The following is a 22642-nucleotide window of genomic DNA, read 5'->3' on the forward strand; positions in this document are numbered from 1 at the left end:
AGATGGTTATCCATGAACTTAAGCAAACAGCCAGCCGGTTTGAAGCTAACTTCCATGTCAGGGGAACAGACTTAGTATGAAGCAACCATTACTGGTTCAACAGGAGTGAAAAGAACTATTACCTGATTGACACTGGGACAATTATATCATGGGCTTTACTAAGCCTATTGAACAAATATTTATTTAGTAACTTATTAACCAAAATATATGTATTTATGTATCTAAAAGATATTATACGAGGGAGTGGATATCCTGCTAAAAGCGTTGGCACAGATCCCGGCTGAAAAACGGGAAAAGATCCAGGTGATCATTGCCGGAGCCCAGCATCCCAAACTGGACCCTACGGATTATGGGGCAATGATCCGGGATCTGGGGCTGGAAGATACAGTGGACCTTATAAAGAAGCACATTCCCGATGAAGAACTGGATGCCCTTTACCGTCAGGCGGATATCTGCCTGTTCCCGTACCGGGACATTTATGGAAGCGGCGCCCTTTTAATGGCTTACAGTTATGGGAAACCGGTGATCACCAGTGATATTCCTGCTTTCCGGGAAGAAACACAAAATGGAAAGACAGGTATCTTAACAGCAGGCGGGGATCCTGAAAAACTGAAAGAAGCTATTTTAAAGGCTGCGGACTGGTCCAGAAAAGAGTATCTGGACGATCAGAAAGAAATAGAAAAACTCACAGAGGAAAAGTACAGCTGGAAGATCTCCGCAAAAATTCTGAGGGAGGCGTACAGGAAAAGATGAACAATCAGAAACAGGAAACAAGTATGAAGCGGGCCATTATGATGAATATGTTCTGGGCGCTGTTTTCCCTTTTGATCAACACCCTGATGAATTTTCTCATCACGCCTTATGTGACCAATAATATCGGAGTGGAAGCCTATGGCTTTGTAGCCCTTGCCAATACCTTTATCAGCTATGTGGATGTGATCTCCGTTAGCCTGAACGCCTACGCAGGCCGTTTTATTTCCGTGGCATACCACAAAGGACAGAAAGAGGAGGCAAACCGGTATTTTTCCTCTACCATTGTGGCAGATGCCGTTCTCGGGGGAACGGTATTTTTGCTGGGGATCGCCATGATCTTAAAGATCACCTGGTTTTGTAAGATCCCACAGGAACTGGTGCCGGATGTAAAAAGATTGTTCTTTTTAGTCCTTCTGCGCTATATCATGGTGGTCATGCGGACTGCCTTTGAAACAGCCGCCTTTATCGCGGACCGCATCGATATAACAGAACGGCTGCAAAGCGGAGCCTATCTTTTGCAGGCAGGGATCCTGCTTTTTGTATGCCTGAACTGGTTCCCGCACGTATGGTATGTGGGACTGGCATCTATGTCAGCGGCGCTGTTTTTACTGTTGGCAAATGTAGCTGTCAGCCGGAAACTTCTGCCGGATCTGCGCTTTGGGCGGGATAAATGGTCTCCCGGGGCTATCTGGGAGATCGTTTCTACAGGCATATGGACATCCATCAACAACCTGGGAAATGTGTTAAATAATGGTCTGGACCTGTGGATCACCAACCGGATGCTGGATGCAGTGGTCTTAGGTCAGATCTCAGTTGTAAAAACCATTGCGTTTTTAAGCAACAGCGTTATTTTGAAAGTCAGTTCTTCCTTTAAACCAAGGCTTTTAATGCTGTATGCGGAAAAAAGGATGTCCCAGCTGACAGAACTTCTGAAAAAAGCCATGCGCTGTACCGGCTTTTTTGAGGCAATGGTGATCGGCCTTTTTTCTGTCAGCGGCTATGATTTCTTTCGTATATGGCTGCCAGGGCAGAATACGAAATTTATTTTCTGGGGAGCCATGATCGTTCTGGCAAGCGATCTGGTACCGGGAACCGTCAATCCGCTGTATTATGTATACACATTGACCAAGCGCCTGAAAGTTCCAAGCATTGTAACTATTCTTATGGGAGTGGCAAATGTGATCTCCATGATCCTTTTATTAAAGTGGACGTCGGCAGGAGGGTATGCCGTTCTTTTGACCACACTGGTGATCAACGGAGTGCATTTTTTTGATGCTCCTCTTTATGCCGCCCATTGCCTGGGACTTTCAAAGAAAGAATTTTATCCAACAATCATACGGAATGTGCTGTCCGCAGTGACCGTAACGGGGATCGGTCATTTCCTGCGCCTGCACTGGCCTTTTGTTTCAACATGGATGGGGTTATTTTTAAAAACATGTCTGGCAGGAGTGATATTGATGCCACTTTTGTGTGTGCTCCTGTTTCCGGCATCGGATCTGAAAGAATTTTTATGGAAAAATACAAGATAAACACAAAATATAAACATAGAGGGAAACACCGATGGAAAAACAAAGACTGCTGAATGTTTATGTAAATAACCTTACTATGATGGAGTCAGTAAACCGGATCCATGATATGATCCGTGAAAAACAGACTTCCTACGTTGTAGAAGTAAACGTAGATGTTGTAATGAAAATGGAAAAAGATCCCTATTTAAAGAAGATCTCCGAAGAAGCGGATCTGACGCTGGTAGACGGCCAGCCCTTAGTCTGGATTTCCAAAATGAAAGGAAATACCCCTATCCGGGAAAAGATCTCCGGTTCCGATCTGGTACCGGAGCTGCTTGACGAACTTTCCAGGGAAAACAGAAGTGTATTTATCCTGGGAGGTCTGGGGGATACTGCGAAAAAAGCAGCAAAAAACGTGAAAAAGCATTATCCGGGAATGAGCATTGCCGGAACCTACGCCCCGCCGTTAGGCTTTGAAAAAGATGCCAAAGAAATAGAAAAGATCAACCATCTGGTAGCAAAGACCCATCCGGACCTGCTCCTTGCCTGCTTTGGATGTCCCAAACAGGAAAAATGGATCTATGAAAATTATAAAAAATGCGGCGCCATTGTATCCGTATGTGCAGGGGCGACTGTAGATTTTCTGGCAGGAAATATCAAACGGGCGCCAAGATGGATCAGCCAGTGTGGCCTGGAATGGTTTTACCGCTTCTTAAAAGAACCCCGCCGTCTTTTTAAACGATATTTCATTGACGATATGGGAATTGTAAAGCTGGTATGGAAATACCGGAGTTTATAAATGATTTCCGGAAGATGAGAAAGATGGGTGGAGGAAAACAGATGAAACTTGGAATTTTATGTACCATGATCAATGGATTTGGCAGAAGAGGATACTACAACAGCCAGGAGATCGGTTTAGGACGGGCGCTGGCACGAAAAGGCCATGAAGTGATGATCTATAAGGGGATCGACCCCTCAGAAAAAGAGGAAAAGGTCCAGGTGGAAAAAAATCTGACCATCTGGTATCTTCCCATGAAGCATCTGGGAGCGCACGGCTTTATGGACTGTAAAAATCTGGACCCGCAGTTAAAAGCCCTGTTCTGCTTCGGAGACCAGCAGATCTTCCTGCCTCATGTATACAGATGGTGCAGGCGCCGCCGCATTCCCTTTGCGGCCTATGTGGGAACTGCCCACAGCCTGGACTCCAATTTTAAAAGCAAGGTGATGAATGCCCTTTTTGCAGCAGGTACCTTAAGAATCTATAAGAAAAATCCGGTCCTGGCAAAGACAAGCGCTGCAAAAGAGGAATTAAGGCAGCTGGGTATCCCTCACGCAGTGATCGCACCGGTGGGACTGGATACCGCTGTTTTAAAGAAAAATATCCCGGCGGTTGAGAAAATGCGCCTGAGAAAAGAACATGGATTTGAAGCAGATGACGTGATCTTATGCAATGTTTCCCGCTTATCCTGGGAAAAACGTCCTTTAGAGCTGATTGATCTGTTTTTGCAGGTAAAAGGTAAGAAGAAATTTAAGCTGATCATTGTGGGAAACGGTCCGCTGGAAGAAGAACTGAATGAAAAGATCCGCAAAAACGGTCTGGAAAAAGAAGTAAAGATCTATCCCAATGTTCCTTATGAGAAGATGTGGGAGATCTATGAAATGTCCGATCATTATCTGAACATGAACAAAGGGGAGATCTTCGGTATGGCGATCATGGAGGCGGTTTATTATAAAACCTCTGTGGCTGCTATCCGCGCCCTGGGACCTTCTGTAACATTAAAAGATATGAAGGGACACAAGCTCTGCGAAAATGATGATGAGATGGCAGAATGGATCACCGGCCCCTATCCTTCGGAAAAGGATCTGCAGGAAAGCTCTGAAAAAATGGCGGCTACATTTACCTGGGACCGCTGCGCAGATGCCTTTTTACAGGCATCTTCTGAAAAAAGCAGCAGGTAAAAACCGGAACAGTATTTGCCAGTATGGGAAAAGCAGAGTATAATCAGTTTCAGAGATGTACTTGCATGGATTTAGAACAAATGAGAAAGGATAAAAGGAAGATATGCGTACAAAACGATTGGGCGATATGCTGATCGAACTGGGACTGCTTACCAATGACCAGTTAAAGCGGTAGTCCTAAAACTGATAAACCTGGAAACACTTATACCGAGTTTTCAACTATGGATGATGCAAAAATCTCTGGTAAAGTAGTGTATGATGATATCTGGGTAGGAATTACTACTTCCGCAGATGATGAAAAGGGTACAATTTCTAATGAGTCTGTAAAGATGTATGCGAAGTCTACTAAATCATCAACAACTGAGTCAAAATAATTTTTGAAAATCTTTCAAAACACCAGAAACCACATACGTGGAGAAAATGGATGGGGTTTCCCCCATCCATTTTCTTGTATAAGAAACCGGAGAGAAAAAGTTGTACCAAGGCGGTGAAATTATGAATATGAAAAAGATCAAAGAGAAAAAAGGCTTTACACTGGCAGAACTTTTGGTAGTTGTAGCCATTGTAGGTATTCTAGTAGCTATCAGTATTCCTGTTTTTACAGCCCAGAGGATGAAAGCGGTCATTGCAACAAATAAAGCGAATATCCGTGCCGCAAAAGCTGCTGCAACGGCAGAATTTTACAGCAATTCAGATCTTTTAGATGTACATAACGGCAATACCCTTACTACGGCAGCCTATTTTATTTATGATGTAAAAGAAGGAAAGCTGAGTGATGTAATTAAGGTGAAGGATAAGAACTACAATGGAGCCCAGTACAATGGAAAAAGCTGCAACACCCTTGGAAAAGAGCTTAGTAATAAGGCTATAAATGGGGAAGTATTGGATCAGATCATTGTTTTCATAGGAAATGCAGAAAACGAAAATGATAAGTATCACAACAATCCTTCAGCAATTCAGACAGCTCCCTATTATACAGATGATAATGAAATTGGATACAAGGGTGGAAACGATAATCCATTTGGTCCAGACCAGGGTTCATCTACTGCTGGTTGATCTATTGGTATAAACAGGAGATTTACAATATGCTTCACATCAGTTTCGGCATTACAGCCTATATTCTTTTCATTACATTTATCCTTGGCTGCTGCCTGGGAAGCTTTGCAGACTGTATGGCGGTGCGCCTGGTATCCGGTCAGTCTGTTCTTTCCGGTCGTTCCCACTGCGACAGCTGCGGCCATGTTTTAGGGGTTCTGGATCTGTTCCCTGTTCTTTCCTGGCTGCTTTTAAAGGGAAAATGCCGTTACTGCGGCGCAAAGATCCCGCCGGAGTCCTTTATCACGGAGCTGATAGCAGGGATTGGCTGCTGTCTGGTAGTATACCGGTATGACCTGTCTGTTATGAGTCTACAGGGGATCCTTCTGGGATTGATCCTGCTGATCGTCAGTCTTACAGACCTGCACTCCTGGATCATTCCTGACCGTCTTCATGTGGCAGGTGTTCTTGTATTTTTAGCTACAACTGTTTTCATGCCGGATCCATTACACAATATCCTCAGGGGATTGCTGTTAGGAATTGCCTTAGGCGGCGGCATGCTTGTATTATCCCTCCTTTTTGACCGCCTCACAGGAAAAGAAAGCCTGGGCGGAGGAGATATTAAATTATTTTTTATGACCGGGTTGTACCTTGGGTCAGCCTGGGAAATTTTATTTTACCTTATTTTGAGCTGCCTTTTGGGACTTGGTTTTGCTACTCTCAGAAAAACCCAGAAACTTCCCTTTGGTCCGTCTATTGCGGCAGCATGTTTTATTATGATCGTATATGGAGACGTGATGACCCGGTGGTATACGGGGCTATTTTAAAGCGGAGTATAATATATGAAAAATTGTTTGGGTATTGAAATTGGACATTACCGTGTAAAAATCGCATATATGGAACATGGCGAACTGCAGACCTATGTTTCCGAGCGTCTGGAGACTGAAAATCAGACGGATATGAAAGTATACGCGGAGCTTATAAAGGACGTTTTAAAAGAAAATAATATTCGCTGCAAGAACGCAGTGTTCGTACTGCGCCAGGATGATACCTATGTAAAGCGGTGCAGTGTTCCTCTTATGACAGTGGATCAGTTAAAGCTGAACCTGCCATTTGAATTCCACGATTATATTGGAGATGAGCTGGAGCAGTACCAGTTTGATTATGGTGTGATCGAGAGGACAGAGGATCAGCTGGACCTGATCGCTGCCTGCTGCAGAAAAGACCTGTGTCAGCAGTTTTTGAAACTTGCAAAAATGGCAAAATTAAAGCTGATTGGTCTGGTCCCCGGTGTGATCGGTCTGGAACGTATCCTGGAGCATATGAACGAGGGTGAAGAAAAGAAAGACTTTGCAGTCCTGGATCTGGGAACTAAGGCCCTGCGTATGCATTTCTTCCGCAAGGGAATCTATGATACCACCCGTACCATGGAGCCTGGTTGTGAAGAGATCGAGCAGATCCGACGGGGAGATAAGGAACAGCTGGTACAGTTAAATGTAGATGATGATGATACATTCTGGGGCGAAAAAGGTGAAAAAACTCTGGATGAAGCTTTAAGTAACCGGTATCAGACCATTGCGGTACAGGCCATGCGTGTACTTAACTTCTACAGTTTCAACAACAGTGATAATACCATAGACAGTCTTTATTACTGCGGCGGCGGTGCCAGATACAAGGGACTGATCGATACTTTAAGTGATACAGTGGGAATTCCTGTAAAAAGTATTGGAGAAATACTTCCGGAATTAGACGCAAAGAAGATGCCGGAATGGATCGACAGTCCTCAGACAGTAGGAGTATTACTTGTATAAGGAGGAAGACCGTGATGGATTTAAAAAAGATCGCTAAAATGCAGATCGGTGGTCCGAAATATCCGGACAAAAAAAGGATCAATCTGTATCAGCGTGAAGTAAAAAAAGGTGCCGTTGCAGGGCAGATTGTTACATTGGCGGCATTTTTAGTATTCCTGTACGGTTTTTCCCAGGTGGGTATTGTAATGCCTATGGAAAGAGCGGACCGTGCGGAGGCTGCTTATCAGCGTATGGAAGCCCAGCTGGAAGTTATGAAGCAGGCCAACAGCATTATGCCAGAAGTAAAAACAGAATATGCCCACTATGGAAATTCCTGGAGAAATGATCAGGAAGCAGTGATGCCGGACCGTCTGGTAATGTTAGATGTACTGAAAAATACTATTTTCCCTATATGCAAAACCATTGAAACAGTCAGCGTTACGGATGATCAGATGAATCTTGAATGTACTCTTGAGAGGGGGACAATGCTGAAAAGCCTGATCCAGGACATCGAGGAAGATGGGGCTGTGCGCTATGTAACAGCGTCTCTGGAAGAAACAGAGGATGAAGACCTGCTGGATATTTCTAAACGGGCAGAAGATAAAGTGGTCCGGGCACAGGTGACTGTTTATTTTTATGCGCCGGGAGAGAGTGAGGACTTATCATGAAATCCTTAATGAGTTATGTTCTGACAAAAAAAGAAAAGGCAGCTATCGTTGTTTTGCTGCTGCTGATCCTGCTGACCGGCTGGTATGTGGGGATTTATTCTCCCATTCAGGAACGGATCGAAGCAGCAGATACCACAGATCTGGAAGATGCAATTGCAATGGAGCAGGTAAAGTCAGCAAGGATCAAATCCATGCAGGTTGAGATCCAGGAAAATAAGGATGCAGATGCTCCGGTGGTGCCTTCTTATAATAATTTTAAAGAAGAACTGGAAGAATTAAACCGGATCCACGGCCAGGCTTATGATTTTCTTTTTACATTTAATGAGCCGGAGGTAAATGGAACCAATATCCGCCGAAGTGTTACCGTCAACTGTTCGGCAGAAGATTACGATGCTGCTGTGGAAATGATGAGGGAAATCTTACAGGGACCTTACCGCAGCCTGATCTACAACATCAGCATGGACAGTGTTTCTGCGGTGGATGCGGATTTTGAGCCAAATATCAAAGAGGGTCGTGTTGAACTGACCTTTAATATGAATTATTTTGAAACAACAGAAGGGGCTGAAAGCCTGGAAGGCCTGCAGGTAGAAGAGACACAGGCAGCTTCCGGCGGTGGTCTGGCAAATTCTGATATGTCAAATCTGCAGCGCTCTGACCTGGAAACAGCAGCAGAAGCAGCATTCGGGGAATAAACCATGGTAGTAACAGCAGGTAAACGGTTAAAAAGCGAAAATGGCGCCAGTCTGGTGGCAGCTCTCCTGTTTTTTGTGCTGTGCGGCGTAGCCGCGTCTATGATCCTTGCGGCAGCTTCCGCGTCTGCGGGCAAAATGCAGCAAGTACCTGTAACAGACCAGAAACGGTTTGCAGTGGAGTCCGGGGCAGCTTTTTTGCGGGATGAATTAAGTGACAGTAAGACCGCTGTGAAGATCACAGATGTAAGAGTGGTAGACAGCAGGGAAGAAGAGCCGGATTATTCTGAGGAATATGTTTACACCGGCGGGGAAACTTTGGATGATGACAGTATTTTAGGCAGCTGTATTAAACAGGTATATACTTCTTTAGCGGAGGAAGATGGACAAAACGGATCCTTCTCTGAGCAGGAGGGAAATGCACAGAATGGCTCATCTCCTGAAACTGCAGAACAGGATTTTACCTTTTCTGTCCAGCTTACCCAGACAGATGGAACCCAGACCAATATAAAGGATCTGGACCAGCTTCAGACAGCGGCTCATCTGACTATGGATCCCCAGTACAATATTACAGTTGATATTTCTGATACACAGACCGGGGATGACCATCCGGAAAACCGGTGTGAACGGAAGCTGACTGTTGCAGCGAAAGTCCATGTAGATGAAATGGAAGAGGAAGAAGAACACGAAGAAACAAATGAGAACGGGGATGTGACTTCGGAGTGGACGATCACCACTACCACACGTATTACCCAGATTTACTGGGAGCGGGGAATGATAGAAAAAACACATCCGGATACCGGTGTGTCAGGAGGCTGATAGTAGGATGAAGGAGCATGTAGACAGACTGTTTGGAAAGCTGAGATCCTCTAAAGGTGAGACGCTGGCGGAACTTCTGGTATCTGTTCTTGTGATCGTTCTGGGACTTACCATGTTTGCTACGGCAATGATGAGTTCTAAAAAGATGCTGGTAAAAGGCGATGCTGTGATGCAGGCTTATTACACCCAGAGGAATATCCTGGAAGGGGAAGAGACAAAGAATGAACGCAACGGCAGGCTGATCCTGGAACAAAATGGTACAGGAACGGATTTGGGGCGTTCTGCCGGAAACGAGGGCGCAGGAAAGTACAGGATCGATCTGTATTCTGACCAGAAAGGTACAAAAACAGGACAGTATTTCCGCTATAGCAGGAAAAATTAAGAAGTAATAAGAAGTATTTATTGGAGCAGGAACATGAAAAGGAATGGGAATATGATGAGGGCATACAGAAAAATAAAATGTCATCTGAGATCACAGGCCGGTATGACGCTGACAGAAATGTTAGCGGCTGTACTGATCCTTTCCATGACTGCTACAGCTATTGGCGGCGGTGTGGCTGTAGTAAAAGAAGCATATAAGAAGACTACACAGAAGGCAGAAGCCCAGCAGGTCCTTGCTACTACGGCAGAACTGATCACTGATGTTTTATCCCAGGCACAGGAAGTGCGGACGGGCGGAACCAGTGGTCCGGAGTTTTATAACGGGGAAAACGGGATCTGGATGCGCCTTGGGGCAGTGCCTTATCAGGAAGCCGACGGGACACAGGAAGAAAATACGAATAAAGCCGGGAGCTGCAAGGTTTTTATTGCCGATAACGGACAGGAAACCAGAGTGCCCCTTCTTTCAGACGGTGCTATGGCAAAACGGTTTTATACGGATTTTAATGTAGACCAGTACAGCTATGAAGATGGCTGTTTTACAGTAAAAGATATTAATGTATATTATAAGGCAGATGCAAAGCGGTCAGACAAGGTGCCAATGGCGCACCTGGATCAGCTGACAGTACACGCTGTAAATCTGGAAGGATTAAATTAGTTACAGTTTAACTGCAGCTGAGATGAAGCATAAATGAAGCGGTAAGAAAGACTGGATATTCTGCGGAGGATAGAGAAATGGAACGCACAACCTATATGCAGAAAAAAAGAAAAGGCGGTTTTACACTGGCGGAATTTCTGGTGGTCATAGCGATCTCCACGATCCTTGCCGGTGTTTCTTTTGTTACAGCTATCCATTATCAAAGCCGTTTAAGACGTCTGGAAATGGACCAGACTGCAAAAGAGATTTTTCTGGCAGCCCAGAACCGGTTGAGCCTGGAAAAGGCCGGTGGAAGTCTGGAACGGCTTCTGGCAGAATATCCGGATCCGGAGGATCCTGACTCGGAGGATAAGCTGGGGCTTACTTTATCCTCAGGATCAGAGGAAAAACAGGGATTGTATTATATTCTGTATCAGCCGGGAGATGAGGGAAGCAATGACACAGAAGATATCAGACAGCGTCTGCTTCCCTTTGGTTCCATTGATGAAACCGTCCGTACAGATGGAAGTTATGCGATTGGTTATAACCCGAAAGAGGGAACCGTAAGGGAAGTATGGTACTCAGACAAGTATGTATTTCAGGTGACAGACCTGGAAAGTGAAGAACTGGCCCAGGCTGCATTATCTGCAGATAAGAGAGAGAAGTATCATGGAGAAGCCATTGGATATTATAACGGGGAGTCCATGACAGACCCGGAAGTGATCCCGGATCCCAAGTTAAAGAAACCAACATTGAAGATATTTAACGGGGATGTTCTCTATGCGGAAGTAGATGATTATATGTCTCCCACTGCCCGGTATACAATGAGATTGTGGGTAGAAGGCATGTCCAGCGGCACCAAAGGCTGGATTGACCTGATGGATTTCAGCCAGAGACAGAGAGTGATATCCATTGGAACCTCAGGAGTCTCTTATGTGATCTTAGATGATATCACATGGGAGGGGTTCCGTTTTGCCGGTCTGAGCCAGGACCTGAAACGTTCAGACGGAGGAAAGGAAGGAAAGCTGATCCCGGGAGAAGATCTACGGGTCTATGCGGAGGTTTCAAACAGCAACGGAAGTGTGATCAGTGAGATCAAAGAGTGCAACAGTATCTTCCAGGATATAACGGAAAATAAGGTGCTTGTTTCCAGTATTCGGCATCTGGAAAACCTGGATTACCGGATCTCCGGTTTTAAGCCTGAGGACAGTGGGGAAGCCATTGGATTGTCCCCGGCAGAAGATGGATCCAATGAGTATGTGGTTTCCCAGCAGGAGGATCTTTCCTGGACAGATTTCAGAACAAATGTTGTAAATCAAATTCATATTAGCCATGGAGATAACCGAGTAGTAAGGGAAGCAGATAAACTTTCTGTTTGTTATGCAACGGGAAGCGGAACTTATACCTCCCTTAAATATACGCAGCCCGGCTGCTATGCTCCGGTAAACCCACAGTTTGTCATGTCTTATGAGGGAAATACGCATAAAATAAATGATCTTCTGGTGAATGTGAAGGGAGATATCCTGGCAGGCGGATGCTTTGGAAATGTTACAAAAGATCTGTATGTAAAAGACCTGAAGCTGGTGCGGCCGGATATAACCTCAGAAACCAGTGCAGGAGCGCTGGTGGGATTTGGTATAAATATACCTGACAGATATGGTGATCCTGTTAAACCGTTAAACATATCTGTAGAGAATGTTTTTGTACAGTATCCGAAGATCACGGCGACAGGGGAGAAGGATGCTGCCAGTGACATAGAAGTAGATGCGGGAGCCCTGGTGGGAGCTTTTAGCGGAACAGAACTTACCATCAGTAAGACCATGGCAGTGGATACCTACCGCACAAAAGTAGCAGCGGATGATGCAGAAGCTGAGAAAGATCTGGATACGGCAGTTGAAGCAACATACAGAATTCGGTCCCAGTATGGTGTTGCAGGGGGACTGGCAGGTTCTGTATCTGGAAAACTGACTGTTTCCGGTTGTGTTGCGTCTGTTTATGTAGATGGATATGACTTTGCAGGCGGCCTGGTAGGAAAAGTGGTTGATAATAAAGGAGATCAGCCGGCACGGATCGAAAACAGTTACGTAGGCGGTCATACATCAGCAGGAAAATTCCTGGTCCATCCGACTCCGGCAGAAGAAAACTTTGATACAACACAGGGACGTTATAATGTTATTTCCAGAGATACCATTGCAGGTGGTCTGGCTGCGATCCTGCCAAGTGGAAGCCAGGTGGAACGTACCTATGTATCAGCATCCGTTTATATGCATTCTGATGTTTATGGCACTGTACCGGCTGCTTCTGAGACCGATACTAAAATGAACAAGGCGAACGAGAAGCAGGATGAAGCCGCTTTTGTAACGGTTTATGGCGCATTGAATACGGGAAGCAGTGGCAAGGCTGCATCAGATGCCAGCTTTCGGTATTGCTACAGCTCTTCCATGGTAAACGGAGCAAGGTCTGTATGTTATTCGGATACACTGAAAAATTATTTTGAGGAAAATTCTCAGGCAATATCCAAGAAAGCATTTCCTTACGATAAAACACTGACCAGTACCTATCCGATGCCAACTGTAGTCCAGCTGATCCAGGCAGATCCAACCACCCAAAACATGATCCAGGAAGACCAAAACAGCGACTCCACCCAGCCTAAACAGATCCCAAAGTTTGCCCGCGTCCACATCGGCGACTGGATGGAGCCGGAGAAGGAAGAGCCGGAGGAGACAGGAATGCAAGTGAATAACGGTAATAGACTATGGGTAGATTACGTGCTTGACATTCCAGACGATACTGGAACGGGAACAAATCAGGAGCCGCTGCAGGTAAGTTTTTCCATTAAAGGACAGAGCAATGGAAATACAGTCTATTATCTTGTGAAATTCTATCCGGATTTAAGCAAGATAATGTATATAGAGGAGATAGATGCGTCTAAGGTTGAGTTGGCATATAATGAAAAAAATACTTGGGGTTGGCCGGCATCGTGGACAGATATTGATAAATTATCAACGAAAAGGATTGAAGTAACAGAAACGGGAGAAAAACAGATAAAAGTAAGGTTATATCTGGATAATAAAGCGTTTGTCCGTTCAGGGTTCAAGTATTTATACTGGCAGGATAATTATATCAAAGCAGGAGACAATCTTGTAATACAGGCAAGTGATAAGCATGCGATCCCGGATGGTACAGATCCGATAGATGATAAAAATAACAGTTATTTTGACAAACTGATCTATGATGAAACCACAGGTACTTATACTGCAAAGGTTGCTAATTCCCGCCATCTGCTGAATTTGAATTTCTATGATAAAAATGATTTTAATATTACAAATGTAGAGCAGACGGATAATATTTTGTGGACGGATGATCCATCGGTTACTGCAAACACGGAAGCATATTGTAAAGAACTTTCGGAAGCTTATCCCGGTGTGGATGTTAAGATCTATGATGGATGGAGTCCAGGAAATGGTTTTACAAATCCGGGAAGTTTTAAAGCTATTGATAATACAACTATTCGTTCCTATGATGGAGGTGGACATACCATAGCGGGATTGCGGATCTTACCGCCATTGTCTGGTAATGAAAGTACGGCTCTTTTTGCTAAAAATGATCAGTTGACAGTGAAAAATCTGAATATCAAAGATCCATATATCCAGGGAGGCGCCTATGGTGCAGCAGTGCTCATAGATACAGCTGGAGAGATTAACGATTATAGTGATGTCAGAGATGGCACTTATCTGGATCTGGAGAATATCCGCGTTTATGGTGATGATATAAAACTGCAAGGATGGGGAGTTGGCGGAATTGCAGTAAATGTAGGTGTACAGAAAGTCACCATAAAAAATGTTCATGTATATGGAAAAAATGTATTGATCGGTGGTGCCTCAACGGGATCAAATTATGGAGCAGGTGGTCTTGTAGGAAAAATAAAGGCGAAGGAATTAGAGGTTACAAACTGTTCATTTTCCGGTTATCTCAGTGGAAAACATTTTCAGCATGGAGCAGGCGGCTTGATCGGTAATCTGGATCTGTCTGGATATGTAAAAGGACCAGATAAGGAAATTCCATTGATCCAAAATTGCTATGTGGCAGGAAGAAATAATGATTATCCAGATATGACTGCAATCGGAGATGATGATCAATTTCATGCCCCTTATAATATTTCTGGTTACAGTAATGTAGGTGGTTTGATCGGAGAAGGAAAAGGTTGTTTGAAGATTGAAAACAGCTTTAGTATGGCAAATATATTCAGTTATATGAGAGGTAATGAAGGAAGTGCTGGTGGACTTGTTGGCAGATATGATAATTCCTCAGATCTGACCGTTGATACCTGTTATTTTGGAGGAAAGGTCAGCAGAGTAATGCAGGGAGCTGGAAATGATCCAGTCATTGGCTATCTCATCGGTCGCACCAACAAAACCGGAAGCGGTACCAGCGAAGCAACTGATGCAACCATTACCAACTGTGTGTATAGAGCCTGGGATACCAACGATGATCCAATTGGTAATATATGGGGTTCTGTAAGCGGTATTAAGTCAGTCCTAGACCAATTCCGTCTTCGTGCAACCGACACCCAAAATGACAATACCATTACATACGACGAAAATCTGAAAAACCAGAAATATCCATATAAAATATGGACGAAAAAGCCGGATAATCAGACAGAACCATACCGCGGTGACTGGCTCAATTAATTAACGATATCGGAAAATTAAATAGAGATGTGAAATAAATGGCAGGCATTACGCAAGTGCCTGCCGTCTTCTTTTTTCATTTCTCTTACATCCCAGCCCAATGATCATCCCAACCATTGCCGGAAGGATCCATCCAAGATTGAGATTAAAGAGAGGAAGGAAAGTCTGGGCCAGTGTTACTGCTTTATCCAGGTGGAACAGTACCTGAACCTGTTCGGGAAGAGTTTTGAAAAAGTCAAACAGGGATGCTGCCCAGGTAAGGGCGGTTACCCATACATATACTTTCCGATCATGGTGAAAATGTTCTCCAAACATTGCCAGCAGGATCAGGGCAATAGCCGGAGGGTAGATCAGCATCAGGACCGGTACAGAGTATCGGATGATAGTGGAAAGCCCCATGTTGGATCCAATAAAGGAAAATAATGTAAAAATAATAGCCCAGGCTTTGTAGGAAAGCTTATCCGGGAACATTTGCACAAAGGTTTCGGAACAGCTGGTTACCAGTCCGATGGAAGTTTTCAGGCAGGCAAAAGTAATAGTTACAGCCAGGATCACAAGTCCGGCTCTTCCAAGATAATGGCTGGAGATCTGGGATAATGCGATACCGCCATTTTCAGAAACAGCGAACAGTCCCAAAGACTGTGCGCCCATAAGAATGGTCAGCATATAGATCAGAGCCATTAAAACACCTGCAAGGATACCGGAGTGAAGTACTTCTTTTGCAATGGCTGTATCATCATCCACTCCCATCTGGCGGATCACATTTACTACTACGATACCGAAAGCAAGACCTGCAATGGCATCCATGGTTCCGTAGCCTTCTGACAGAGCATGAAACATAGCACCTGTTTCATAGGAAGGATCCGGCTGGGCCGCAGATACAGCGGTACCTGGATGAAGCAGGGCAGAAAGGATCAAAATTGCCAGAAAGAACAAAAACAGTGGGTTAATGACTTTTCCGATCCAGAGGGTGATATTGCCCGGTTTTAAAGAGAAAAAGAGGACCAGGGCAAAAAAGATGGCAGAAAAGACAAGGAGTGCTGTTCTTTCTGAGATCTGGCTTCCAAGAACAGGCTGGATCCCCGTTGTAAAGGAAGTAGTAGCGCATCTTGGAATAGCAAAACATGGTCCAATGGTCAGATAAAGCAGACAGGTGAAAAAGTAACTGTAACGTCTGCTTACTTTGGAAGCAAGTGCCTGCAGCCCGTCAGAATGTGTATTTCCAATGGCTGCAACCCCAAGAATGGGAATTCCTACAGCTGCAATGATAAAGCCGGCCATAGCCGGGAGCAGGTTCCGTCCTGCAAGCTGTCCAAGATGGACAGGAAAGATCAGGTTTCCGGCGCCGAAGAACATACCAAATAAAGTAGCAGCTACTAACAGGCGCTGATGAAGGGAAAGATGTTTTTTATTCATGATCGTGGATCACCTCGTTTTACATATTTATAAGTGGTAGTTTTGAATAGTTATATAGATCATTTATTACTTTACATTTTACGTTGGTTCTTGTTGTTTGTGAAATCCATGTTTATAATAGAACTATGACAAAGTGTAATACTCTGTGAACAGGCGAAAACTGTGACTGACAGCAGAAATGCCTGAAAAACAGGAGAAAGGAAAGCATGGGAGTGTATTTATGGAAGCAAAAAAATTAGAGATCTTAATGACTGCCGTAGATCTGGGAAGTTTTTCTAAGGCATCGGAAGTGGTTGGATATACCCAGTCAGGACTTACCCATCTGGTAAACAGCCTGGAGCGGGAGATTGGATTTCCTCTGATCATACGAAGTCACAATGGCATTTCCCTGACAGAACAGGGAAAGGAGCTGGTGCCAGCTATCAGACAGTTCCTTCAGGCAAATGCCAATCTGGAAAATCAGATTCAAACTATTACCAGGCAACAGACGGAAACCATCCGGATTGCCGCCTATGCCAGTATGGCCATGTTCTGGATGCCGGAAATATTGTACCGTTTTCGCAGGATCTGCCCAAAAGTGGATGTAGACCTGCGGATGGTGGATAATGCCCTGGAGCCTTTTGAACTTTTACAGGAGGGAAAGACAGATGTGATCTTTGCCAGCAGACAAAGTTACCGGAACTGTGAATGGATCCCCCTTTATTATGAATTGCTGTATGCCATTTTGCCGAAGGATTATCCCTTAAATGGACGAAAAGAATTTCCTTTAAAAGAGTTTGAGGGGCAAGATTTTCTTATGCCTTATGGACGTTTTGATATTGATGTTCACGCTGCTTTTGACAGGGCAGGTGTAAAGGCGAAAGAGCAGGCTGTGTATGTAGATGATGAAACCGTGATCCGTATGGTGGGGAAAGGACTTGGCATTTCCATGATGTCGGAATTTATGATCCGGGGGAATACAGATGATGTGTGCTGTGTGCCGGTCACACCGGAAAGCATCAGGGAACTGGGAATGGGAATGAAGAAAGAAACGGAGCCTTCCGATAGTGTGCAGAAGCTGAAAGAATGTGTTCTCCAGTATGTGAAAGAGTTAAAGGAACGAAAAAAGGCTTGACTTTTTACAGTCAAGCCCCATATCAATATGGAAGTGTATTTTCATATTTCTGATAATCCGGATTGGATTTGACTAATTTTTCATATGCTGCGTACGCATCATTCAAATTATCAAAGCAGTCTTTAGGGTCAGATGGAATGTATTTTTTGTATGCTTCTATTTGTTGTTTTTTACTTCCGGCTGAAGAGGTACTTTTTATGATCACATTATAGGTCATTCCGTTTGAGGTTCTTGTAGTTGTCTGGGAATTGGAAATATAAAATTTTCCATCTGCCGTGCTGACGATCATAGGGACTGTTTCTCCGGCCTGGAAACCATTCTTATTTATATCTACAGAAGTCCAGAACCAATAGCGGTTCTGATTTTTATGATCACTGCCTGTATCAGAAACGCTTCCCATATAAGCCCAGGTTCCTGTTTTCATCAGGCTGCTTCTGTTTTTATCTTCATCAATGAATGGTTGTATCAATTTTACCATTTTAGAATTTGTACAGCCGGAATCAATTTCAAGATTGACGTTTGAACCATATGTTTTATGGATGTAATCCAGTACGCCGCTGTTGTTAAAAGGATTATGTATATTACTGAATTCCCTGCTCCATTGAAGTACGGGTCCAATAGCCGGATCATAGTATACTTTGCAAGAACCTTTAGCGGTGGGATTTCCGATCCAGTTATTTGTATCGTTTTCCGTGATACCTCCGATCATAACTTTACGTGGAGTTTGCCAGCCATCTTCCTTCTGCTTCAGGGGGACGATCCTGCTTTCATTTACATCACCGGAATTTACGGCAGTTAGTACTTCGGCATAAGCAACCCGGACATTGGCCATATCTGTTGCTTCCCTGCTTCTTTCCAGCTGTGCTGCAAAGACCGGAACAGAAATTGCGACAAGAATTCCGATAATTGCAACAACCACCAGCAATTCGGCTAATGTAAACCCTTGTTGATTTGTCAGTATGTGTTTCTCTTTTTGCTTTTTCATAAATATCTTCCCTTATGTATTCTGTATATTTCGGTAAATTATGTCATTCCAACGCTGTTTACATTAATTCTATTTTAACACTTCTTTTTTTTAAAGTATACAGCTGATCGCCAGAAATGAAAAAAAACTTGACTTTTCTTATTAAAAAGCCTAGAATGATTTACAGACTATGAATGTCTTATACAGACAGACATGCCTGAAATCATAAAATGAAGAACAAAAGCGAAGATCGTGTTTTTAAGATACTGTTTTCGGTCAGAGAGAAAAGGTCGTCGGCTGTGAGCCTTTTTCCGTTCAGACAGATATCCGAATTTCCCACGGGAGCTGCATTGCTGAAGGTTAAATAGTAGGCAGTGCCGTCTGGTGTACGTTACATACCGTAAAGTGTCTGCAGGAAAGATCTTATATGATCTGGCTGCGGGAAACTGGGTGGTACCACGGTAAATGATCGTCCCTCTGCGTGTATGCGCAGGGGGATTTTTTTAGCCATTAACGAATAACCCGCCTGCATAGCAGGCAGTAGAGTGCGAAGCACAAAGTTGTGAATGGAACTGAGGAAAAACCACCAGCAATAAATGTGCTCTCAGTATTTTTTACATGAAAGATGCAGGGAGTATATAAGAAAGAAAAGGAGAGAAATCATGCAGGATTTAAAAGAACTGAATGAAGTGATCGCTGGGATCAAAGATGAGATCTGCAAGGGTGCAGAAACTCTGACCACTTCCAGAAGTGTTTATGAATTCAAAAAGACCTTCTTAGACAACAAGCAGGGCCGCATCGGTCTTCTGATGAAAGAGATGCGCAATGTGCCAAACGACCAGAAGGCTGAGTTTGGTAAGACCATTAACGGTGCAAAGGAATGGGCAAACCAGTTTTTCGATGAACTGGACCAGAAATTAAAGGAAAAAGAGCAGCAGCAGCGTTACGAGTCTGAAAAGATCGATATCACCATGCCGCCAAAGAAGATCCGTTATGGAAACCTTCATCCGGTAACTACGGTCCGCAATCAGCTGACTGACATCTTCGCTTCCATGGGATTTGAAGTATACGAAGGAACGGAGATCGAGACAGATTATTACAACTTTACTGCATTAAATACACCAAAGGATCATCCGGCCCGTGATATGCAGGATACCTTCTATCTGTCCCCAGAGTTCTTACTGCGTACCCAGACATCCGCAGGACAGGTTCATGTAATGGAAGCAAAGAAACCTCCGATCAAGGTTGTTTCCCCAGGTAAGGTATTCCGTTCTGATGATGACGCTACTCATTCACCAATGTTCAGTCAGATGGAAGGCCTTGTTGTAGATGAAGGCATTACTCTCTGTGATTTAAAGGGAATGTTAGACATGTTTGTTCAGAGGATCTTCGGTGAGTCCACCAGAACCAGACTCCGTCCTTCCTACTTCCCATTTACAGAGCCGTCTGTAGAGGTTGACGTAAGCTGCTTCCAGTGCGGCGGTAAGGGATGCAGACTGTGCAAGGGGACCGGCTGGATAGAGGTTCTTGGCGCAGGTGTTGTAAATAAGAAGGTGCTTGAAAACTGCGGCATCGATTCCGAGAAGTACAGCGGTTTTGCTTTCGGCCTTGGTCTGGAGCGTATCGCAATGTTAAAATACGGCATCAACAACATTAAGATGCTGTTTGAGTCTGATCTGCGTGTGTTAGATCAGATCGATGACTAATAGGTTCGATCAGGACAGGAGGATTAGAAATGCTTGTACCGTTAAGCTGGTTAAATGATTATGTAGATATTAATGTTTCCGCAGACGAATTAGAGAAAAAGCTGTTTGACTGTGGATTTGAAGTAGAAGAAAAATGGCAGGTAGGAAAGGACATCAGCGGTATCGTAGTTGGCTATGTTGAGTCATGTGAGCCGATTCCGGAGACTCACCTTCATGTATGCCAGGTCAATGTAGGCGGACCGGAATTATTACAGATCTGCTGTGGTGCTGACAATGTAAAAGCAGGCGGCAAGTTCCCTGTAGCAATGATCGGTGCCCAGGTATACGCTACTGCAAAAGACCATGTTACCATTGAAGGCGTAGTTACGATTAAGAAGGGAAAATTAAGAGGCTATGAGTCCTATGGTATGCTTTGCTCCGGAACAGAGCTTGGCTTAAACGAAGACCTGTATCCAGGCGCCGGTTACAACGGCCTTCTGGTACTGCCGGAGGATGCTGAGATCGGTGCAGATGTAAAGGAGATCACCGGTTTAAATGACTGGATCTTTGATGTTTCCATTACTGCAAACCGTCCGGACTGCCAGAGTATCTTTGGTCTGGCAAGAGAAGTAGCTGCAGCTTTAGGACAGCCACTTAAGATGCCTGCTTTAGATTATACTGAGACCGACGTAGAAAAGACGGGATTTGATGTAACTGTAGAGGCACCGGACCTGTGCCCACGTTACATTGCACACTATGTATATGATGTAAAGCTGGCTCAGTCACCTGCATGGATGAGAAGACGTCTGGCTCTGGTTGGAAATAATTCTATTTCCAATATCGTAGATATCACCAATTATATTATGCGTGAGTTAGGACAGCCGCTGCACGCATTTGACTGTGATTATCTGGAAGGCAATGCCATCTGCATAAGACGCGCAACAGAGGGCGAAAAGATCGTTACTCTGGATGAGAAGGAATTTACCTTAAATACAAATAACCTGGTGATCTGTGACGGCAAGAAGCCAGTTGCACTTGCAGGTATCATGGGTGGTTTAAACTCTGAGATCCGCGATACTACTACAGAGGTAATGTTTGAGGCAGCTAAGTTTGCCCGTGACAACATCCGCAAGAGCTCCCGTGCATTAGGACAGTCTTCTGACGCAAGCCAGAGATATGCAAAGGGCGTTGACGAGTATGCAACAGAAATGGCTATGAAGCGTGCTCTGCACCTGGTAGAAGAGCTGGGAGCAGGAAAGGTTTCTAAGACCCACAAGAACGTAAATACAGGAAATTCCTTAGAGCCAAAGACTTTCAAGACCAGCATCAAGAAGGTAAATGGTGTATTAGGTATCACTGTTCCGGACGAAGATATCCTTCGCATCCTGAAAGGTCTGGACTTTGATCCTGAGATCAACGGAGATGAGCTGACCTTACATTTCCCTGCATACCGTGAAGATATGGAAGATTATCCGGATGTTGCAGAGGAAGTGATCCGTATGTATGGTTATGACCATATTAATTCTACTTTCCTTCCAACTGCAAAGGTAACCATCGGTGGAACAAATATGCGTCAGAAGACCATTTTAAAGGTTAAAAGAGCTCTCTGCAGTGTAGGCGCATTTGAGGGAATGCATTACTCCTTCTTCTCACCGGCTGATTTAGATGAAATGGAATTCCCGGAAGATGCCCTTGAGCGCAAGGCGATCCGCATCATGAACCCGATCAACGAGGATCTTTCCTTGATGAGAACCACTCTGGCTCCTCAGATGATCCATGCAATGGGCCGCAACCAGAAGAGAGGTATCTTTGAGGGACGTATTTTCGAGATCGGAAATGCATTTATTCCAAAGTCCCTGCCTCTGACTGAGTATCCGGAAGAGCGTGAGACACTGTGTATCGGTGCTTTTGGTAAGGATGAGTCCTTCTTCACCTTAAAGGGTATGGCAGAGACAGTAGCAGATGTGCTTCATCTTACCTTTACTTATGAAAGAACCGAAAAGCCATTCCTGCACCCATACAGAACTGCTGCTATCCTTTGCGAAGGCGAAGTAGTTGGTTATCTGGGACAGGTTAAGTACGAGATCATGAAGGCAGAGGCAATGCGTGAAGATGCCTATGTTCTGGAGATCAATATGAAGGCTCTGGAGAAATGGTACGGCAAGGCACCTGTATTTGAACCACTTCCAAAATTCGCAGAAGAGAAGCGTGACCTGGCTCTGGTAATGAACAAGGACATCACCTGCGGACAGGTAGAAGAGTGCATCTACCAGGCTTGCTCCTTTGTGAAGGACGTAACACTCTTTGACGTATACGAAGGCCAGCAGATCGCAGAGGACAAGAAGTCCATGGCATTCACCGTCCTGTTCACACCAAAGGAAGAAGCATTCCAGGCTGATACAGTAGATGGATATGTAAAGAAGATCTTAAAGCAGTTAAAGAAGGCTTATGAGATTGAGTTGAGAAGTTAATGAGCGTAGCCAAAAAACAAGCGGCTGCGTAGCAAAAAACGCCTCCTGCAAATGCAGGGGGCGCT

Annotated in this window: 18 protein-coding genes and 1 other annotated feature; of the genes, 16 read left to right on the forward strand and 2 right to left on the reverse strand. The window is 44.4% G+C overall.

Translation table 11 applies throughout. The features are described 5' to 3' along the window. Positions 1-243: 243 nt before the first annotated feature. From DW251_RS13765 to DW251_RS13825, 13 genes are all read left to right on the forward strand, one after another. Positions 244-753: a glycosyltransferase family 4 protein gene (locus DW251_RS13765; RefSeq protein WP_182433629.1), complete on the forward strand. Its 510-nt coding sequence runs from the start codon at positions 244-246 to the stop codon at positions 751-753. After that, positions 750-2282 carry a lipopolysaccharide biosynthesis protein gene (locus DW251_RS13770; RefSeq protein ID WP_118301487.1) on the forward strand — a complete coding sequence of 511 codons (1533 nt, stop codon included), beginning with the start codon at positions 750-752 and terminating at the stop codon, positions 2280-2282. Before DW251_RS13765 ends, DW251_RS13770 begins: the two co-directional genes overlap by 4 nt. A gap of 31 nt (positions 2283-2313) precedes the next feature. After that, positions 2314-3060, forward strand: a complete 747-nt coding sequence (locus tag DW251_RS13775; protein ID WP_021869838.1) for a WecB/TagA/CpsF family glycosyltransferase — start codon at positions 2314-2316, stop codon at positions 3058-3060. Positions 3061-3101: 41 nt separating this feature from the next. After that, positions 3102-4220 carry a glycosyltransferase gene (locus DW251_RS13780; protein WP_182433630.1) on the forward strand — a complete coding sequence of 373 codons (1119 nt, stop codon included), beginning with the start codon at positions 3102-3104 and terminating at the stop codon, positions 4218-4220. A gap of 495 nt (positions 4221-4715) precedes the next feature. Beyond that, positions 4716-5276, forward strand: a complete 561-nt coding sequence (locus DW251_RS18510; protein WP_118301489.1) for a prepilin-type N-terminal cleavage/methylation domain-containing protein — start codon at positions 4716-4718, stop codon at positions 5274-5276. Between the two features lie 29 nt (positions 5277-5305). Continuing rightward, a complete protein-coding gene (locus DW251_RS13790) occupies positions 5306-6082 on the forward strand; it encodes an A24 family peptidase (protein ID WP_118301490.1) in 777 nt (258 codons plus the stop codon). A gap of 15 nt (positions 6083-6097) precedes the next feature. Further along, on the forward strand, positions 6098-7066 hold the full coding sequence (pilM, locus tag DW251_RS13795) for a pilus assembly protein PilM (protein ID WP_118301491.1): 969 nt from the start codon (positions 6098-6100) through the stop codon (positions 7064-7066). Positions 7067-7077: 11 nt separating this feature from the next. Next, complete coding sequence (locus tag DW251_RS13800; RefSeq protein ID WP_147352237.1) at positions 7078-7713, forward strand: hypothetical protein; 636 nt, start codon at positions 7078-7080, stop codon at positions 7711-7713. Beyond that, positions 7710-8405, forward strand: coding sequence for a hypothetical protein (locus tag DW251_RS13805; RefSeq protein ID WP_118301492.1), 696 nt, complete (start codon positions 7710-7712; stop codon positions 8403-8405). The genes DW251_RS13800 and DW251_RS13805 overlap by 4 nt, the downstream gene beginning before the upstream one ends. A 3-nt stretch (positions 8406-8408) precedes the next feature. Next, positions 8409-9221: a hypothetical protein gene (locus DW251_RS13810; RefSeq protein WP_118301493.1), complete on the forward strand. Its 813-nt coding sequence runs from the start codon at positions 8409-8411 to the stop codon at positions 9219-9221. 7 nt (positions 9222-9228) lie between these two features. Beyond that, positions 9229-9603 (forward strand): hypothetical protein, encoded by a 375-nt coding sequence (locus DW251_RS13815; RefSeq protein WP_118301494.1) that lies wholly within the window; start codon positions 9229-9231, stop codon positions 9601-9603. A 33-nt stretch (positions 9604-9636) separates the two neighbouring features. After that, positions 9637-10257 carry a type II secretion system protein gene (locus DW251_RS13820; RefSeq protein ID WP_118301495.1) on the forward strand — a complete coding sequence of 207 codons (621 nt, stop codon included), beginning with the start codon at positions 9637-9639 and terminating at the stop codon, positions 10255-10257. Between the two features lie 77 nt (positions 10258-10334). Beyond that, positions 10335-14927 (forward strand): type II secretion system protein, encoded by a 4593-nt coding sequence (locus tag DW251_RS13825; protein ID WP_118301496.1) that lies wholly within the window; start codon positions 10335-10337, stop codon positions 14925-14927. Between the two features lie 48 nt (positions 14928-14975). Here the strand turns inward: DW251_RS13825 and brnQ are convergent, their stop codons facing one another. After that, positions 14976-16343, reverse strand: a complete 1368-nt coding sequence (gene brnQ, locus DW251_RS13830; RefSeq protein WP_118301497.1) for a branched-chain amino acid transport system II carrier protein — start codon at positions 16341-16343, stop codon at positions 14976-14978. Between the two features lie 220 nt (positions 16344-16563). Between brnQ and DW251_RS13835 the strand changes: the two genes are divergently transcribed. Beyond that, positions 16564-17457, forward strand: coding sequence for a LysR family transcriptional regulator (locus DW251_RS13835; protein WP_021869851.1), 894 nt, complete (start codon positions 16564-16566; stop codon positions 17455-17457). 22 nt (positions 17458-17479) lie between these two features. Here the strand turns inward: DW251_RS13835 and DW251_RS13840 are convergent, their stop codons facing one another. Then, positions 17480-18442, reverse strand: a complete 963-nt coding sequence (locus DW251_RS13840) for a prepilin-type N-terminal cleavage/methylation domain-containing protein (RefSeq protein WP_118301499.1) — start codon at positions 18440-18442, stop codon at positions 17480-17482. Positions 18443-18658: 216 nt separating this feature from the next. Beyond that, positions 18659-18901 (forward strand) — a binding site (T-box leader). Positions 18902-19083: 182 nt separating this feature from the next. Here DW251_RS13840 and pheS point away from each other — a divergent pair. After that, a complete protein-coding gene (gene pheS, locus DW251_RS13845) occupies positions 19084-20127 on the forward strand; it encodes a phenylalanine--tRNA ligase subunit alpha (RefSeq protein WP_021869853.1) in 1044 nt (347 codons plus the stop codon). 29 nt (positions 20128-20156) lie between these two features. Next, on the forward strand, positions 20157-22577 hold the full coding sequence (pheT, locus tag DW251_RS13850) for a phenylalanine--tRNA ligase subunit beta (protein ID WP_118301500.1): 2421 nt from the start codon (positions 20157-20159) through the stop codon (positions 22575-22577). Positions 22578-22642: the final 65 nt, after the last annotated feature.

It is taken from the genome of Clostridium sp. AM22-11AC (genome assembly GCF_003473545.1).
Classification (GTDB): Bacteria; Bacillota; Clostridia; order Lachnospirales; family Lachnospiraceae; genus Enterocloster.

Bases quoted from the DNA above. Each gene is read 5' to 3' on its own strand.
- DW251_RS13770 (WP_118301487.1), top strand. From the start codon at position 750: ATGAACAATCAGAAACAGGAAACAAGTATGAAGCGGGCCATTATGATG.
- DW251_RS13775 (WP_021869838.1), top strand. From the start codon at position 2,314: ATGGAAAAACAAAGACTGCTGAATGTTTATGTAAATAACCTTACTATG.
- DW251_RS13780 (WP_182433630.1), top strand. From the start codon at position 3,102: ATGAAACTTGGAATTTTATGTACCATGATCAATGGATTTGGCAGAAGA.
- DW251_RS18510 (WP_118301489.1), top strand. From the start codon at position 4,716: ATGAATATGAAAAAGATCAAAGAGAAAAAAGGCTTTACACTGGCAGAA.
- DW251_RS13790 (WP_118301490.1), top strand. From the start codon at position 5,306: ATGCTTCACATCAGTTTCGGCATTACAGCCTATATTCTTTTCATTACA.
- pilM (WP_118301491.1), top strand. From the start codon at position 6,098: ATGAAAAATTGTTTGGGTATTGAAATTGGACATTACCGTGTAAAAATC.
- DW251_RS13805 (WP_118301492.1), top strand. From the start codon at position 7,710: ATGAAATCCTTAATGAGTTATGTTCTGACAAAAAAAGAAAAGGCAGCT.
- DW251_RS13810 (WP_118301493.1), top strand. From the start codon at position 8,409: ATGGTAGTAACAGCAGGTAAACGGTTAAAAAGCGAAAATGGCGCCAGT.
- DW251_RS13815 (WP_118301494.1), top strand. From the start codon at position 9,229: ATGAAGGAGCATGTAGACAGACTGTTTGGAAAGCTGAGATCCTCTAAA.
- DW251_RS13820 (WP_118301495.1), top strand. From the start codon at position 9,637: ATGAAAAGGAATGGGAATATGATGAGGGCATACAGAAAAATAAAATGT.
- DW251_RS13825 (WP_118301496.1), top strand. From the start codon at position 10,335: ATGGAACGCACAACCTATATGCAGAAAAAAAGAAAAGGCGGTTTTACA.
- brnQ (WP_118301497.1), bottom strand. From the start codon at position 16,343: ATGAATAAAAAACATCTTTCCCTTCATCAGCGCCTGTTAGTAGCTGCT.
- DW251_RS13835 (WP_021869851.1), top strand. From the start codon at position 16,564: ATGGAAGCAAAAAAATTAGAGATCTTAATGACTGCCGTAGATCTGGGA.
- DW251_RS13840 (WP_118301499.1), bottom strand. From the start codon at position 18,442: ATGAAAAAGCAAAAAGAGAAACACATACTGACAAATCAACAAGGGTTT.
- pheS (WP_021869853.1), top strand. From the start codon at position 19,084: ATGCAGGATTTAAAAGAACTGAATGAAGTGATCGCTGGGATCAAAGAT.
- pheT (WP_118301500.1), top strand. From the start codon at position 20,157: ATGCTTGTACCGTTAAGCTGGTTAAATGATTATGTAGATATTAATGTT.